The organism is Citrobacter sp. wls757, assembly GCF_005280935.1.
GTDB lineage: Bacteria > Pseudomonadota > Gammaproteobacteria > Enterobacterales > Enterobacteriaceae > Citrobacter > Citrobacter portucalensis.
Window position 1 is genome coordinate 294,995 of record NZ_SZWU01000060.1, and the last position, 15,033, is coordinate 310,027.

Below are 15,033 nucleotides of genomic sequence, written 5' to 3' on the forward strand. Positions count from 1 at the left end.
TACTCGCTTTCTGCGGGTAATACCGGCATCCAGTCAATTGGCTTTTCACCTCGTTGTTCCAGCCATTCATTCGCCAGTACAAAGTGATTGCAGCCAAAGAAACCGCGATGCGCAGAGAGCGGTGATGGGTGGGGCGCTTTCAACACATGGTGACGCTGCGTATCAATAATCGCGCCTTTCTTCTGTGCGTGAGAACCCCAGAGCAGGAAAACCACACCTTCCCGATGTTGGTTAATCAGACTGATGACTTTATCGGTAAATGTTTCCCACCCAAGGCTGGCGTGAGAATGTGCCTGGCCGGCGCGGACGGTGAGTACTGTGTTAAGTAACAGTACCCCCTGGCGTGCCCAGCTTTCCAGATATCCGTGCGTTGGGCGCGTGAAGCCTGGAATTGTTGCCTCCAGCTCTTTGTACATATTCAGCAACGAGGGTGGAGTGGCAATGCCGGGGCGAACAGAGAACGCGAGACCGTGTGCCTGGCCTGGACCGTGGTAAGGATCCTGACCCAGGATGACGACTTTCACATCACCAAGCTCGGTAAAGCGAAAAGCGTTAAACACATCTTTTTGCGGCGGATAAATTGTCATACCCGATTGACGTTCGCCGGCAACGGTATGCAGCGTGTTAACAAAATAAGGCTGCTGTTTCTCTTCAGCCAGCACATCGTGCCAGGTTAATTCGGTGGCCATCTCGCTCTCCTGCGAATTTTCAATCCCCCTAGCTTAACTGCTTCTTTCGACGTCGCAAAATTCTGTACGTTACTCAATGGTCTACCCCTTAAAGATAGTTGAAAATTTATGTAAAAAGTTTAGCTGTGCACATGGCGTAAGTTGATGTAAAACAATAAAATCCACCTATCACCACTTTCCATGTGTGGTTTTTGTTGATTTAAATCAAAGATTCAAGGATGTGTGAGGGGTATATATACACTCAAGCAACAATGGTTTTACCAATTGGCCGGATGACGGCCAACCGAGATCAAATAATTTTGCCGGGGAGGCATCAAATGATTACAGGTATCCAGATTACTAAAGCTGCAAACGACGACCTGCTGAACTCTTTCTGGCTGCTGGACAGCGAAAAAGGCGAAGCTCGCTGCATCGTTGCGAAAGCAGGTTTCAATGCTGATGAAGTCGTTGCAGTCAGCAAACTGGGCGAAATCGAATACCGTGAAGTACCGGTAGACGTACAGCCGGAAGTCCGCGTGGAAGGTGGTCAGCACCTGAACGTGAACGTTCTGCGTCGCGAAACGCTGGAAGATGCAGTTAAGCATCCGGAAAAATATCCGCAACTGACCATCCGTGTTTCGGGTTATGCAGTGCGTTTCAACTCTCTGACCCCAGAACAGCAGCGCGACGTTATTGCTCGTACCTTTACTGAGAGCCTGTAAGGCTCACGGGGAATAACCCCGTTTAGCAGAGAATCAAAAAGCGGAAGATGCCAGTGCGTCTTCCGCTTTTTTGCATCTGTTAGTAAAAGATCCTCACCGCGCAATACACCAACAGCAGCGCCAGAATGATATTCAACTGTCGACCGTAACGGTGAAAAACGCGCTGAAAAAGATGGCCCGCCAGCGCCCAGCAGGCATTCCCGAAGGTGCCGATCAGCGCTAACAGAATACTCACCCCAATCAGCCAGTGGGCGTCCTGAGTGTACGGTAATACGAACGTGGATAACGCGGTAATGCCGTACAAAATGATTTTCACGTTAACAAACTGCAAGCCAAAACTTGCCCAGAAGCTAATCGGCTCTGACTGCAATCTATCGTTCGAGGTCGGGCTGGTGGCGATCTTCAGCGCCAGCCACAGGATATAAGCGGCCCCAGCCCAACTAAGCCAATGGATGATGGCTGGATCCATGACCGCCAGTGAAAATGAAATCCCGGCGCACATCATCATGACGATTAAAAAGCCCAGACTCATTCCGGCCAGTACGCGTGTACTCTGACGAAAACCGTGTGACGTCGCGGCGCTGAGCGCAAGGATGTTGTTTGGTCCGGGGGTTAGCGCGGTAATCAATGTATAGGTCCAGAATGCACTTAAAAGCGTGGGGGTCACTTGTTATCTCCTCTGTTTTGATAGACAGTACCCGAGGCAAAACATTAAAAAAAATGAATATTTTTGCATTCTGGATTCGATATTTTCGATGGGTTGGTGCGGATGGATTTACGTCGGTTTATTACGCTAAAAACGGTGGTGGAAGAGGGCTCATTTCTGCGGGCATCACAAAAACTGTGCTGTACGCAATCAACGGTTACCTTTCATATTCAACAGCTTGAGCAAGAGCTTTCGGTGCAGTTGTTTGAAAAAATTGGTCGCCGGATGTGTCTCACCAGTGAGGGAAAACGGCTGATGCCGCATATCCATGACCTGACGCGCGTGATGGCATCGATTCGACAGTCGGCACATCAGGATGCGCAGCCGAGCGGCGATCTACGTGTCGCAACAGGCGAAACGCTGCTGGCGTATAAAATGCCGCAGGTTTTACAGCGATTTAAACAACGTGCGCCCCATGTGCGGCTGTCTTTACAGTCGCTCAACTGTTATGTCATTCGCGATGCATTGCTCAGTGATGATGTTGATCTGGGGGTCTTTTATCGGGTGGGTAATGACGATGCCCTGGAGTTGATGCCGCTTGGCGATCAGTCACTGGCATTAGTTGCTTCGCCACTGCTTCAGCACGTTGATTTTACTCAGCATAACCAGCACATTCTCTGCAGTTTTATCATTAATGAGCCGCAATGTATTTTCAGACAACGCTTCGAGGGGCTACTGCGTAAACGACAGATTACGCTGGAAAATACCATTGAGTTATGGAGCATTGAAAGTATTAAGCAGTGCGTATCGGCAAATCTTGGGATCAGCTTTTTGCCGCATTTTGCCGTCGAGAAGGAGTTACGATCAGGGGAGTTGATTGAATTACCGTTCAGTGAACAACCTGAGTTAATTACGGCATTGTGTGGTTATCATGCCGGAAAAGTCGTTAGCCCGGCGATGCGGGTGTTTCTTGAGTGTATTGAAGAGAGTTTTGCATCACGTGAAAAAATGCCGGGCTAAATGGCCCGGCATTCGGTTTACTCTTTGTCGGACTGCTGGGTAGCAGCGCCGCTCGGCTTACGACGTTTGCCGATATTTTTTGCGTCGCGGTGACGTTTTTTCACCCGCGGCTTCTCTTTCTCTTTCGCCTTTTTCTCAGCGCGCTTCGCCAGCACTTTCTTGGATGGCTTACCGTTAGATTTCTCACTTGGCGCGCGCGTGGTTGGACGCAGTTCGTCAATGACGCGAGCTTTCAGCGGTTCGTCAATATAGCGGCTCGCTTTGCCGAGCAGCAGGTGGTCGTGCGCTTCAACCAAAGAGATCGCAGTGCCTTTACGGCCAGCACGACCGGTACGGCCAATACGGTGCAAATAGGCATCGCCACTGCGCGGCATGTCGAAGTTAAACACGTGGCTGACGTCAGGAATATCGATCCCGCGAGCGGCAACGTCGGTTGCTACCAGCACGTTCACACGACCATCGGTCAGGCGTTTGATCGCTTCGTTACGTTTGTTCTGCACCATCTCGCCTTCGAGATAGCAGTTATTAATGCCCGCCTGGCGCAGCCAGCCTGCCAGTTCGTGCACACGCTCACGTTTGCGTACGAAGACAATCGAGCGAGTCGCTTCTGGCTGTTTTAACAGGTGGATCAGCATGGCAGTTTTGTGCTCGATGTCATCGGCACGGTAGTAAAACTGATGGATCTTCTTGCGTTCGCGGGTGGACGGATCCGCTGAGACTTCGACCGGGTCTTCCAACAGACGCTCGGCAAAATCTTTAATCGCATCGCCTTCCAGCGTGGCGGAAAACAGCATGGTTTGCTTACGCCAGCGTGTTTCACCGGCGATATGCTCGATGTCCTGGGCAAAGCCCATGTCCAGCATACGGTCTGCTTCATCGAGAATTAGCGTTTCAACCGCATGGCAGTCGAAGTTTTCTTCTTTAATGTATTGCAGCAGACGACCCGTGGTGGCGACCACGATGTCCTGGTTTTCGCTAAAGACTTCCATGTGGTTCATGTAAGCCACGCCGCCGGTAATCGTAGCGATATCCAGATGTGTATTCTTCGCCAGCTCACGAGCGTGTTCGGCAACCTGCATCGCCAGTTCGCGCGTTGGCGTCAGGATTAAAATGCGCGGCGGACCAGATTTCTTGCGCGGGAAGTCGAGCAGGTGCTGCAACGCTGGCAGCAAATATGCCGCCGTTTTACCGGTGCCTGTCGGCGCAGAACCGAGTACATCACGGCCATCGAGCGCAGGCGGAATGGCGGCAGCCTGAATGGCGGTCGGGCGAGTGAAACCTTTTTCCTGGAGGGCATCCAGAAGGCTTTCATCGAGTTCAAGTTCGGAAAAAGTCGTTACAGTCATGTTCTACCTCTGAGTGGGGCGCTGATTATAGACGTTACGGCTGCAATCTTCATCTGTTTGTATGGATATACCTTCTCAGGTATTGTTTTTATCCTATGTTATCGTTTTTTTTCCAGGAAGGTTGTTCTTCATGCCCCAGTCTACATCCGTACTGAGACGTAATGGATTTACTTTTAAGCAGTTTTTTGTGGCACACGATCGCTGTGCAATGAAAGTCGGAACAGACGGCATTTTATTGGGGGCCTGGGCCCCCGTTGCGGGCGTAAAGCGGATCCTGGATATTGGTACCGGGAGTGGCCTGTTGGCGCTGATGTTGGCCCAGCGCACTGATGAAAACGTCATCATTGACGCCGTGGAGCTTGATGTCGATGCCGCGCAGCAGGCGCAGGAGAACATCGCGCAATCTCCGTGGATGCATCGCGTGAGTGTTCATACAGAAGATGCACAGCAGTGGATACCGCGTCAGACCGTGCGTTTTGATTTGATAATCAGCAACCCTCCCTATTATGAACAGGGCGTGGAATGTGCTACACCGCAGCGCGAGCAGGCGCGCTATACCACCACGCTCGATCACCAGGCGTTGCTTACGCTGGCGGCGGACAGCATTACGGAAGAAGGTTTTTTTTGTGTCGTGCTGCCGGAACAGATTGGGAACGCGTTTACCCAGCAGGCATTAAGTATGGGCTGGCATCTGCGATTACGTACGGATGTAGCAGAAACGGAAGCCCGACTACCGCATCGGGTATTGCTGGCATTCTCCCCGCAGGCCGGGGAGTGCTTTAGCGACAGGCTGGTGATTCGTGGGCCAGACCAACGTTACTCTGAAGGTTACACGGCGCTGACCCAGGCGTTTTACCTGTTTATGTGATGACTTAGCGGCGAGAGAATGGACGGGCCGGCTTCTGGAAGCTGCTCTGGGTAATCCAGCGTGTAGTGCAGGCCCCGACTCTCTTTGCGCATCATTGCGCAGCGGACAATCAGCTCGGCAACCTGCACCAGGTTACGCAGTTCCAGCAAATTGTTCGACACGCGGAAATGGGCGTAATACTCGTCGATTTCCTGTTGCAGCATGGTGATACGGCGCAGAGCGCGCTCCAGGCGCTTGGTCGTACGCACAATACCGACGTAATCCCACATAAACAGCCGCAGCTCATGCCAGTTATGCTGGATAACAACCAACTCATCCGGATTTTCTACCCGGCTTTCATCCCAGCCCGGGAGCGTGCTAACGCCGCGAGCATAAGGCATGCGCCTGTCGATATCTTCAGCCGCGGACCAGCCATAAACCAGACACTCCAGCAATGAGTTCGATGCCATCCGGTTGGCGCCATGCAGGCCGGTGTAACTCACTTCGCCGATCGCATACAGCCCGTCGACATCGGTACGGCCAAAGTCATCCACCATCACACCGCCGCAGGTATAGTGCGCGGCAGGCACTATGGGAACTGGCTCTTTGGTTAAATCAATGCCCAGTCCCAGCAACTTTTCATAAATCATCGGGAAATGCTGACGAACAAATTCTTCCGGCTTATGGCTGATATCGAGGAACATGCAATCTGCACCAAGGCGCTTCATTTCATGATCAATGGCGCGGGCGACAATATCACGGGGAGCCAGTTCGCCACGTTCGTCAAAATCGGGCATAAAGCGTGAACCGTCCGGGCGCTTCAGGTGCGCGCCTTCGCCGCGCAGCGCTTCGGTCAGCAGAAAATTGCGTGCCTGCGGATGATACAGCGCAGTCGGGTGAAACTGGTTAAACTCCAGGTTGGCGACGCGGCATCCTGCGCGCCAGGCCATTGCAATCCCGTCACCCGAGGAAATATCCGGATTGGTGGTGTATTGATACACCTTTGATGCGCCGCCGGTGGCCAACACTACCGACTTCGCATGGCAGGTTTCGACGGCTTCTTTATTACGATTCCAGATCCATGCGCCGACAACCCGACGCGTTCCCGGCAGACCTATTTTATCGGAGACAATCAGGTCGACGGCGTTGCTACGCTCAAGAACCCGGATATTGGGGTGATTTTGTGCCTGGCTGACGAGGGTGGTTTCGACTTCTTTGCCGGTAGCATCCGCAGCGTGCAGGATGCGTCGATGGCTGTGACCGCCTTCACGGGTCAGGTGATAGCTCTCTTCGCCGTTAGGCTGAACCTGTGTATCGAATAAGACGCCCTGATCGATAAGCCATTGAACGCAGGTGCGAGCATTGCTGGCGACAAATTCAACCGCATGGCGATCGCACAGCCCGGCCCCGGCAATCAGCGTATCTTCAACGTGGGAGTCGATACTGTCGGTTTCATCGAAAACCGCGGCAATACCCCCCTGGGCATAAAATGTCGAGCCTTCGCTGACCGGCCCTTTGCTCAGGACAATAACCTGATGTTTTTCAGCCAGGCGCAGCGCCAGTGAGAGTCCGGCAGCCCCGCTGCCAATGATCAGCACGTCACAGGATAATTCAGGAGTCGTATTCATGATGTTTGTTTAATTTACTAAACAGTGTTTGGTCACCATAGCATCACATTGCGCGATACTGCACGTTTTATTTTTAAATGTGTTGCAATGACTAAACATGAAGGAAAAGCATGATGAGGGCGAAATAGGCAAAAATATTTTGTGAAGCAGGCCGTTAGCATCAGATTATGTGATGAAATAAAGTGCCCGTTGGGTTACTCTGCAAGCGGTGAAATGGGCATTTCTGTACAGATAGTGCGTTGATCGGGTTATGTAGACTTATAATGAGAGATAAGACCTGTCTACAACATGACAAACAAAAAACAATGCGTAACGGAACTTTACGAAACTTGAGCACTCTAAGCATTTGCTTGCTCATAGTGAAGCTGATGGAGTGGCGTTTCGAAAGCGCGTGGAAATTTGGTTTGGGGAGACTTTACCTCGGATGAGCGAGCAGTTAACGGACCAGGTCCTGGTAGAACGGGTCCAGAAGGGAGATCAGAAAGCCTTTAACCTACTGGTAGTGCGCTATCAGCATAAGGTGGCGAGTCTGGTTTCTCGCTATGTACCGTCGGGTGATGTACCCGATGTAGTACAAGAAGCATTTATCAAAGCCTATCGTGCGCTGGACTCGTTCCGGGGAGATAGTGCTTTTTATACCTGGCTGTATCGTATTGCAGTCAATACAGCGAAGAATTACCTGGTCGCTCAGGGGCGTCGTCCACCTTCCAGTGATATAGATGCGATTGAAGCAGAAAATTACGAAAGTGGCGGAGCACTGAAAGAAATTTCGAACCCTGAGAACTTAATGTTGTCAGAAGAACTGAGACAGATAGTTTTCCGAACTATTGAGTCCCTCCCGGAAGATTTACGCATGGCAATAACCTTGCGGGAGCTGGATGGCCTGAGCTATGAAGAGATAGCCGCTATCATGGATTGTCCGGTAGGTACGGTGCGTTCACGTATCTTCCGAGCGAGGGAAGCTATTGATAATAAAGTTCAACCGCTTATCAGGCGTTGACGATAGCGGGATACTGGAAAAGGTATTAGGCATGCAGAAAGAGAAACTTTCCGCTTTAATGGATGGCGAAACGCTGGATACTGAGTTACTCAAAGAGCTAACTCACGACCCGGAAATGCAAAAAACCTGGGAGAGTTATCACCTGATTCGCGATTCCATGCGAGGTGATACCGCCGACGTTCTCCATTTCGATATTTCCGCCCGCGTAATGGCCGCCATCCAGGATGAGCCAGTACGTCAGACGGCGCCATTGATTCCTGAGGCCCAGCCAGCACCGCACCAGTGGCAGAAAATGCCATTCTGGAAGAAAATGCGTCCGTGGGCCGCGCAGCTTACCCAAATGGGTGTGGCCGCGTGCGTATCACTTGCAGTTATCGTTGGCGTCCAGCACTATAATGGGCAATCTGAAACGTCCCAGCAGCCCGAAACACCGGTATTTAATACATTACCGATGATGGGTAAAGCCAGTCCGGTTAGCTTGGGTGTACCTTCTGACGCGACGGCCAGCGGCGGTCAACAACAGCAGGTACAGGAGCAGCGTCGTCGTATTAATGCCATGTTGCAGGATTACGAATTGCAACGTCGACTGCACTCTGAACAGCTTCAGTTTGAGCAGGCCCAAACACAGCAAGCCGCTGTGCAGGTGCCAGGAATTCAAACTTTAGGAACGCAATCGCAGTAATGAAGCAACTTTGGTTTGCCATGTCACTTGTGGCTGGTAGCCTGTTCTTCTCTGTAAACGCCTCGGCCAATCCTGCGTCCGGGGCGTTGTTGCAGCAGATGAATCTGGCCAGCCAGTCGCTAACCTATGAGCTGTCATTTGTCAGCATCAATAAGCAGGGTGTTGAATCCCTACGTTATCGTCATGCCCGCCAGGATAACCGTCCACTCGCGCAACTATTACAAATGGATGGACCGCGCCGGGAAGTGGTGCAACGCGGCAACGAAATTAGCTATTTTGAGCCTGGTCTCGAACCGTTCACGCTGAACGGCGATTATATCGTTGACTCTCTGCCATCCCTGATTTACACCGATTTCAAACGCCTTGCTCCCTACTATGATTTTATCTCAGTAGGCCGCACCCGTATTGCCGATCGGCTCTGTGAAGTGATCCGCGTTGTGGCGCGTGACGGCACCCGTTACAGCTATATCGTTTGGATGGACACGGAGACCAAACTGCCAATGCGTGTCGATCTCCTCGATCGTGATGGCGAAACGCTGGAACAGTTCCGTGTGATCTCCTTTACCGTGAATAACGGTGTTAGCGACAGCATGCAGACGTTAGCAAAAGCGAATTTACCACCGTTGCTGTCGGTTCCTGCAGGCGAGAAAACCAACTTCAACTGGAGTCCGTCGTGGTTGCCACAAGGTTTCAGTGAGGTCTCAAGCAGTCGACGTCCGCTGCCGACGATGGATAACATGCCGATTGAATCACGCCTTTATTCTGATGGCCTGTTTAGTTTCTCCGTGAACGTAAACCGTGCGACGCAGAACAGCGCCGATCAACTGCTGCGTACTGGCCGCAGAACGGTCAGCACCAGCGTGCGTGATAACGCGGAAATTACGATTGTGGGCGAGCTTCCACCACAAACGGCGAAGCGTATCGCGGACAATATCAAGTTCAGGGCAGCACAATGATTAAAGAGTGGGCGACGGTCGTCTCCTGGCAAAATGGTCTGGCGACGGTCAGCTGTGATGTTAAAGCATCATGTAGCAGTTGCGCTTCCCGGGCCGGATGTGGGAGCCGCGTGCTGAATAAACTGGGACCACAGACCACACACACCATCGTGGTGTCCTGCGACGAACCCTTGACCCCTGGTCAAAAAGTTGAACTGGGCATTGCCGAAGGTAGCCTGCTGGGTTCGGCGATGCTGGTCTACATGTCTCCGTTGGCGGGACTGTTTCTTTTCGCAGCGCTGTTCCAGGTGCTGTTTGGTTCCGATCTTGCGGCATTAAGCGGCGCAGTGCTGGGGGGCGTGGGCGGATTCCTGATTGCTCGTGGATACTCTCGTAAGCTTGCTGAACGCGAAGCCTGGCAGCCGGTCATTCTGAACGTTGCTCTCCCACCCGATCTTATTCGCGTCGAAACCCAGTAGTGATATCTTTGCCTGATGGCGTTGCGCTTATCAGGTCTACAGCGTGCTCAGATGCAGGCGTAGGCCGGATAAGGCGTTTATGCCGCCATCCGGCAAAAGTTTCACCGACTTTGCAAGGTTGTTTCCAGTTCCCGCTATCCTTGCTCTATGAACGTTTCCTCGCCTCAGCGTTGTAGTGTAGAATGCGGCGTTTCACTTAAACAGACGTTAAGCTCAGATCAGCGACTTCTCAGAGCCTGCTTCGGCGGGCGTAAGGCACAATAATTACACTATATGAAGAACATACGTAACTTTTCAATCATAGCTCACATCGACCACGGTAAATCGACGCTGTCTGACCGTATTATCCAGATCTGCGGTGGCCTGTCTGACCGTGAAATGGAAGCGCAGGTTCTCGACTCGATGGATCTTGAGCGTGAGCGCGGTATTACTATCAAAGCGCAGAGCGTGACGCTCGATTTCAAAGCATCTGATGGTGAAACCTATCAGCTTAACTTTATCGACACCCCGGGCCACGTTGACTTCTCGTATGAAGTTTCCCGCTCGCTTGCTGCCTGTGAAGGCGCATTGCTGGTTGTTGATGCCGGACAGGGCGTAGAAGCGCAGACCCTGGCTAACTGCTATACCGCCATGGAAATGGATCTGGAAGTAGTACCGGTACTGAATAAAATTGACCTGCCAGCCGCCGATCCTGAACGCGTAGCGGAAGAGATCGAAGATATCGTCGGTATCGATGCGACAGATGCCGTTCGCTGCTCGGCGAAAACCGGCGTTGGCGTCACTGACGTTCTTGAACGTCTGGTACGCGACATTCCGCCGCCGGAAGGCGATCCGGAAGGCCCATTGCAGGCGCTGATCATCGACTCCTGGTTCGATAACTACCTTGGCGTGGTGTCACTGGTGCGTATTAAAAACGGCACCATGCGTAAAGGCGACAAAATTAAAGTAATGAGCACCGGTCAGGTCTATAACGCTGACCGTCTGGGCATCTTCACGCCAAAACAGGTTGACCGTACCGAGCTGAAATGCGGCGAGGTAGGTTGGTTGGTTTGTGCGATTAAAGACATCCTCGGCGCACCGGTTGGCGATACCCTGACGCAGGCGCGTAACCCGGCAGACAAACCGCTGCCAGGCTTTAAAAAAGTGAAGCCGCAGGTTTACGCCGGTCTGTTCCCGGTGAGCTCTGACGACTATGAAAACTTCCGTGACGCGCTTGGCAAACTGAGCCTGAACGACGCCTCCCTGTTCTACGAACCGGAAAGCTCTACCGCGCTGGGCTTCGGCTTCCGTTGTGGCTTCCTTGGTCTGCTGCACATGGAGATCATTCAGGAACGTCTGGAGCGTGAATACGATCTGGATCTGATCACCACCGCGCCGACCGTAGTCTACGAAGTCGAAACCACGGCGAAAGAGACTATCTACGTCGATAGCCCGTCCAAGCTGCCGCCGCTGAACAACATCTACGAACTGCGTGAGCCGATCGCTGAGTGTCACATGCTGCTGCCGCAGGCTTACCTTGGCAACGTCATCACCCTGTGTATCGAGAAGCGTGGCGTCCAGACAAACATGGTTTACCACGGTAACCAGGTGGCGCTGACGTATGAGATTCCAATGGCGGAAGTCGTACTCGATTTCTTCGACCGTCTGAAGTCGACCTCTCGCGGCTACGCGTCGCTGGACTATAACTTCAAACGCTTCCAGGCGTCTGACATGGTGCGTGTTGATGTCCTTATCAACAACGAACGTGTCGATGCGCTGGCGCTGATTACCCACCGCGACAACTCCCAGAGCCGTGGCCGTGAACTGGTTGAGAAGATGAAAGATCTGATCCCTCGCCAGCAGTTTGATATCGCGATCCAGGCGGCCATTGGTACGCACATCATCGCGCGTTCAACGGTTAAGCAGCTGCGTAAAAACGTTCTGGCGAAATGCTACGGTGGTGATATCAGCCGTAAGAAAAAGCTGCTGCAAAAACAGAAAGAGGGTAAAAAGCGCATGAAGCAGATCGGTAACGTCGAACTGCCGCAGGAAGCGTTCCTCGCCATTCTGCATGTCGGTAAAGACAGCAAATAATCTTAAGGAGTTGGCATGGCGAACATGTTTGCCCTGATTCTGGTGATTGCCACACTGGTGACGGGCATTTTATGGTGCGTAGATAAATTCATCTTCGCGCCAAAGCGCCGGGAGCGTCAGGCAGCAGCGCAAGCTGCTGCAGGTGATTCACTGGATAAAGCTACGCTGAAAAAAGTGGCACCTAAGCCAGGCTGGCTGGAAACCGGGGCGTCCGTTTTCCCGGTACTGGCGATTGTGCTGGTGGTGCGTTCATTTATCTATGAACCATTCCAGATCCCGTCAGGTTCGATGATGCCGACGCTGCTTATCGGTGACTTTATCCTGGTGGAGAAATTCGCCTACGGGATTAAAGATCCGATTTACCAGAAAACGTTGATCGAAACCGGTCATCCGAAACGCGGTGATATCGTGGTGTTTAAATACCCGGAAGATCCGCGTCTGGACTACATTAAACGTGCTGTCGGTTTACCGGGAGACAAAGTAACGTACGATCCAGTGGCGAAAGAGGTGACTATTCAGCCTGGATGCCGTTCCGGTCAGGCGTGTGAAAACGCGTTGCCGGTAACGTACTCTGATGTTCAGCCAAGTGATTTTGTACAGACCTTTGCTCGTCGTAACGGCGGTGAAGCGACCAGCGGCTTCTTTGAAGTTCCGCTGAACGAAACAAAAGAGAACGGTATTCGCCTTTCTGAGCGTAAAGAAACGCTGGGTGAGGTTACGCACCGCATTCTGACCGTGCCGATTGCGCAGGATCAGGTGGGGATGTATTACCGTCAACCTGGTCAGCCGTTGGCAACCTGGATCGTTCCGCCGGGACACTACTTCATGATGGGTGATAACCGTGATAACAGCGCGGACAGCCGTTACTGGGGATTTGTACCGGAAGCGAATCTGGTTGGTAAAGCGACCGCTATCTGGATGAGTTTCGATAAGCAAGAAGGTGAATGGCCGACCGGTGTGCGTTTAAGCCGTATTGGTGGCATTCACTAATCACCGATAATCGTTCACGTTGTCGTCATTACGGCGGCAGCGTGAATTATTTCTCGGATAAATTCCCGCAGACTAACGACATCCCTTGTCGTTGTGTATAGAATATTCCCCCGAAGTTTTAGGTTGGCACCGACAGGTTGCCACGGCACACGAAACAGCGTTGGTTTGTATACAAAAGCATGCAGGCGAAGCCGGATGGCTCAGCGAAGTGCGTATATCAGGTCTGTTTCGTGTGCTGAATTGTTGACGCATTCATTTATTGGTATCGCATGAACCCCATCGTAATTAATCGGCTTCAACGGAAGCTGGGCTACACTTTTAATCATCAGGAGCTGTTGCAGCAGGCATTAACTCACCGGAGCGCCAGCAGCAAACATAACGAGCGTTTAGAATTTTTAGGCGACTCTATTTTGAGCTTTGTTATCGCTAATGCGCTGTATCACCGTTTCCCGCGTGTGGATGAAGGTGATATGAGCCGCATGCGCGCGACGCTGGTTCGCGGCAATACGCTGGCTGAATTAGCCCGTGAGTTTGACCTCGGTGAATGTTTACGTTTGGGGCCAGGTGAGCTGAAAAGCGGCGGCTTCCGTCGTGAATCAATCCTGGCGGATACCGTTGAAGCTTTGATCGGCGGCGTCTTCCTCGACAGCGATATTCAAACCGTTGAGCAATTGATCCTGAACTGGTATCAAACTCGTCTGGATGAAATTAGCCCAGGCGACAAACAAAAAGATCCGAAAACGCGCCTGCAGGAATATTTGCAGGGCCGCCACCTGCCTCTGCCGTCTTATTTGGTTGTACAGGTCCGTGGTGAAGCACACGATCAAGAATTTACTATCCACTGCCAGGTCAGCGGCCTGAGTGAACCGGTGGTTGGCACAGGTTCGAGCCGTCGTAAGGCTGAGCAGGCTGCCGCCGAACAGGCGTTGAAAAAACTGGAGCTGGAATGAGCGAAGAGAAAACCTACTGCGGATTTATTGCTATCGTCGGTCGCCCGAACGTCGGCAAATCCACCCTGTTGAATAATCTGCTTGGGCAGAAGATTTCTATTACCTCACGTAAGGCTCAGACAACACGTCACCGTATTGTTGGCATCCATACCGAAGGCGCGTATCAGGCGATTTATGTTGATACCCCGGGTCTGCATATGGAAGAAAAACGGGCTATTAACCGCTTGATGAACAAAGCGGCGAGCAGCTCGATCGGTGATGTTGAACTGGTTATTTTCGTTGTCGAAGGCACCCGCTGGACGCCGGACGACGAAATGGTGCTCAACAAGCTGCGTGATGGCAAAGCCCCGGTTATTCTGGCCGTCAACAAAGTCGACAACGTTCAGGAAAAAGCCGATCTGCTGCCGCACCTGCAGTTCCTGGCAAGCCAGATGAACTTCCTTGATATCGTACCGATTTCTGCCGAAACCGGCTTGAATGTCGATACCGTTGCGGGCATCGTGCGTAAGCATTTGCCGGAAGCTATTCATCACTTCCCGGAAGATTACATCACCGACCGTTCTCAGCGCTTTATGGCCTCTGAAATCATCCGTGAAAAGCTGATGCGTTTTCTGGGTGCTGAACTGCCGTACTCCGTTACCGTGGAGATTGAGCGTTTTATCTCTAACGAGCGCGGTGGCTACGACATCAACGGTCTGATCCTCGTTGAACGTGAAGGGCAGAAGAAGATGGTTATTGGCAACAAAGGGGCCAAGATTAAAACCATCGGCATCGAAGCGCGTAAAGACATGCAGGAGATGTTCGAAGCGCCCGTTCACCTCGAACTGTGGGTGAAAGTGAAATCCGGCTGGGCCGATGACGAACGCGCGCTGCGTAGCCTCGGTTACGGCGACGACGTCTAAACACATCCTCTGAAACACGGCGAGTATATGGAAGGATGGCAACGCGCTTTTGTCCTGCATAGTCGCCCCTGGAGCGAAACCAGTCTCGTGCTGGACGTCTTCACGGAAGAGTCGGGTCGCGTGCGCCTTGTGGCTAAAGGCGCAC

At 52.2% G+C, this 15,033-nt stretch carries 17 protein-coding genes; 13 read left to right on the top strand and 4 right to left on the bottom strand.

Annotated elements, in window-relative coordinates; all coding sequences use genetic code 11:
* Window positions 1–689, bottom strand: a 689-nt coding sequence (ung, locus tag FDW94_RS16305) for a uracil-DNA glycosylase (RefSeq protein ID WP_008785504.1), incomplete at its 3' end; no start/stop codon positions are given.
* A gap of 317 nt (window positions 690–1,006) precedes the next feature.
* Between ung and grcA the strand changes: the two genes are divergently transcribed.
* A complete protein-coding gene (gene grcA / locus FDW94_RS16310; protein WP_003037563.1) occupies window positions 1,007–1,390 on the top strand; it encodes an autonomous glycyl radical cofactor GrcA in 384 nt (127 codons plus the stop codon).
* Between the two features lie 79 nt (window positions 1,391–1,469).
* On the opposite strand, the gene eamB is transcribed toward grcA, so the two are convergent.
* Window positions 1,470–2,057: a cysteine/O-acetylserine transporter gene (eamB, locus tag FDW94_RS16315; protein WP_032944265.1), complete on the bottom strand. Its 588-nt coding sequence runs from the start codon at window positions 2,055–2,057 to the stop codon at window positions 1,470–1,472.
* Between the two features lie 102 nt (window positions 2,058–2,159).
* Here eamB and FDW94_RS16320 point away from each other — a divergent pair, with 102 nt between their 5' ends.
* The gene (locus FDW94_RS16320; protein WP_137377895.1) at window positions 2,160–3,056 is read left to right on the top strand and encodes a LysR family transcriptional regulator; all 897 of its coding nucleotides are present in this window, start codon (window positions 2,160–2,162) and stop codon (window positions 3,054–3,056) included.
* 17 nt (window positions 3,057–3,073) lie between these two features.
* Here the strand turns inward: FDW94_RS16320 and srmB are convergent, their stop codons facing one another.
* Window positions 3,074–4,402, bottom strand: a complete 1,329-nt coding sequence (gene srmB, locus FDW94_RS16325; RefSeq protein WP_003835340.1) for an ATP-dependent RNA helicase SrmB — start codon at window positions 4,400–4,402, stop codon at window positions 3,074–3,076.
* 130 nt (window positions 4,403–4,532) lie between these two features.
* Between srmB and trmN the strand changes: the two genes are divergently transcribed.
* Window positions 4,533–5,270 (top strand): tRNA(1)(Val) (adenine(37)-N(6))-methyltransferase TrmN, encoded by a 738-nt coding sequence (gene trmN, locus FDW94_RS16330; RefSeq protein ID WP_048215761.1) that lies wholly within the window; start codon window positions 4,533–4,535, stop codon window positions 5,268–5,270.
* Here the strand turns inward: trmN and nadB are convergent.
* On the bottom strand, window positions 5,255–6,877 hold the full coding sequence (gene nadB, locus FDW94_RS16335) for an L-aspartate oxidase (RefSeq protein WP_003037572.1): 1,623 nt from the start codon (window positions 6,875–6,877) through the stop codon (window positions 5,255–5,257). The two genes, trmN and nadB, sit on opposite strands and share 16 nt — an antisense overlap.
* A 263-nt stretch (window positions 6,878–7,140) precedes the next feature.
* Between nadB and rseD the strand changes: the two genes are divergently transcribed.
* The 10 genes from rseD to FDW94_RS24380 all read left to right on the top strand — a co-directional run.
* Window positions 7,141–7,305, top strand: a complete 165-nt coding sequence (gene rseD, locus FDW94_RS16340; protein ID WP_122973798.1) for a rpoE leader peptide RseD — start codon at window positions 7,141–7,143, stop codon at window positions 7,303–7,305.
* The gene (gene rpoE / locus FDW94_RS16345; protein ID WP_003037573.1) at window positions 7,302–7,877 is read left to right on the top strand and encodes an RNA polymerase sigma factor RpoE; all 576 of its coding nucleotides are present in this window, start codon (window positions 7,302–7,304) and stop codon (window positions 7,875–7,877) included. The genes rseD and rpoE overlap by 4 nt, the downstream gene beginning before the upstream one ends.
* A gap of 31 nt (window positions 7,878–7,908) precedes the next feature.
* On the top strand, window positions 7,909–8,559 hold the full coding sequence (rseA, locus tag FDW94_RS16350) for an anti-sigma-E factor RseA (protein ID WP_008785497.1): 651 nt from the start codon (window positions 7,909–7,911) through the stop codon (window positions 8,557–8,559).
* Entirely contained in the window at window positions 8,559–9,515 is a 957-nt protein-coding gene (gene rseB, locus FDW94_RS16355) for a sigma-E factor regulatory protein RseB (protein WP_003835334.1), read from the top strand. The genes rseA and rseB overlap by 1 nt, the downstream gene beginning before the upstream one ends.
* Window positions 9,512–9,973 (top strand): SoxR-reducing system protein RseC, encoded by a 462-nt coding sequence (gene rseC / locus FDW94_RS16360; protein WP_137377896.1) that lies wholly within the window; start codon window positions 9,512–9,514, stop codon window positions 9,971–9,973. The genes rseB and rseC overlap by 4 nt, the downstream gene beginning before the upstream one ends.
* A 273-nt stretch (window positions 9,974–10,246) precedes the next feature.
* Complete coding sequence (gene lepA / locus FDW94_RS16365) at window positions 10,247–12,046, top strand: translation elongation factor 4 (RefSeq protein WP_003037577.1); 1,800 nt, start codon at window positions 10,247–10,249, stop codon at window positions 12,044–12,046.
* A 15-nt stretch (window positions 12,047–12,061) separates the two neighbouring features.
* Entirely contained in the window at window positions 12,062–13,036 is a 975-nt protein-coding gene (gene lepB / locus FDW94_RS16370; RefSeq protein ID WP_003835329.1) for a signal peptidase I, read from the top strand.
* A 269-nt stretch (window positions 13,037–13,305) separates the two neighbouring features.
* Window positions 13,306–13,986, top strand: coding sequence for a ribonuclease III (gene rnc, locus FDW94_RS16375; protein WP_003037579.1), 681 nt, complete (start codon window positions 13,306–13,308; stop codon window positions 13,984–13,986).
* Window positions 13,983–14,888: a GTPase Era gene (gene era / locus FDW94_RS16380; protein ID WP_003037581.1), complete on the top strand. Its 906-nt coding sequence runs from the start codon at window positions 13,983–13,985 to the stop codon at window positions 14,886–14,888. Before rnc ends, era begins: the two co-directional genes overlap by 4 nt.
* A gap of 27 nt (window positions 14,889–14,915) precedes the next feature.
* The coding region (locus tag FDW94_RS24380; protein ID WP_249358610.1) for a recombination protein O N-terminal domain-containing protein at window positions 14,916–15,033 on the top strand (118 nt) is incomplete at its 3' end.

Coding starts and splice junctions, on each gene's coding strand:
- grcA (WP_003037563.1), top strand. CDS start 1,007: ATGATTACAGGTATCCAGATTACTAAAGCTGCAAACGACGACCTGCTG.
- FDW94_RS16320 (WP_137377895.1), top strand. CDS start 2,160: ATGGATTTACGTCGGTTTATTACGCTAAAAACGGTGGTGGAAGAGGGC.
- srmB (WP_003835340.1), bottom strand. CDS start 4,402: ATGACTGTAACGACTTTTTCCGAACTTGAACTCGATGAAAGCCTTCTG.
- trmN (WP_048215761.1), top strand. CDS start 4,533: ATGCCCCAGTCTACATCCGTACTGAGACGTAATGGATTTACTTTTAAG.
- nadB (WP_003037572.1), bottom strand. CDS start 6,877: ATGAATACGACTCCTGAATTATCCTGTGACGTGCTGATCATTGGCAGC.
- rseD (WP_122973798.1), top strand. CDS start 7,141: ATGAGAGATAAGACCTGTCTACAACATGACAAACAAAAAACAATGCGT.
- rpoE (WP_003037573.1), top strand. CDS start 7,302: ATGAGCGAGCAGTTAACGGACCAGGTCCTGGTAGAACGGGTCCAGAAG.
- rseA (WP_008785497.1), top strand. CDS start 7,909: ATGCAGAAAGAGAAACTTTCCGCTTTAATGGATGGCGAAACGCTGGAT.
- rseB (WP_003835334.1), top strand. CDS start 8,559: ATGAAGCAACTTTGGTTTGCCATGTCACTTGTGGCTGGTAGCCTGTTC.
- rseC (WP_137377896.1), top strand. CDS start 9,512: ATGATTAAAGAGTGGGCGACGGTCGTCTCCTGGCAAAATGGTCTGGCG.
- lepA (WP_003037577.1), top strand. CDS start 10,247: ATGAAGAACATACGTAACTTTTCAATCATAGCTCACATCGACCACGGT.
- lepB (WP_003835329.1), top strand. CDS start 12,062: ATGGCGAACATGTTTGCCCTGATTCTGGTGATTGCCACACTGGTGACG.
- rnc (WP_003037579.1), top strand. CDS start 13,306: ATGAACCCCATCGTAATTAATCGGCTTCAACGGAAGCTGGGCTACACT.
- era (WP_003037581.1), top strand. CDS start 13,983: ATGAGCGAAGAGAAAACCTACTGCGGATTTATTGCTATCGTCGGTCGC.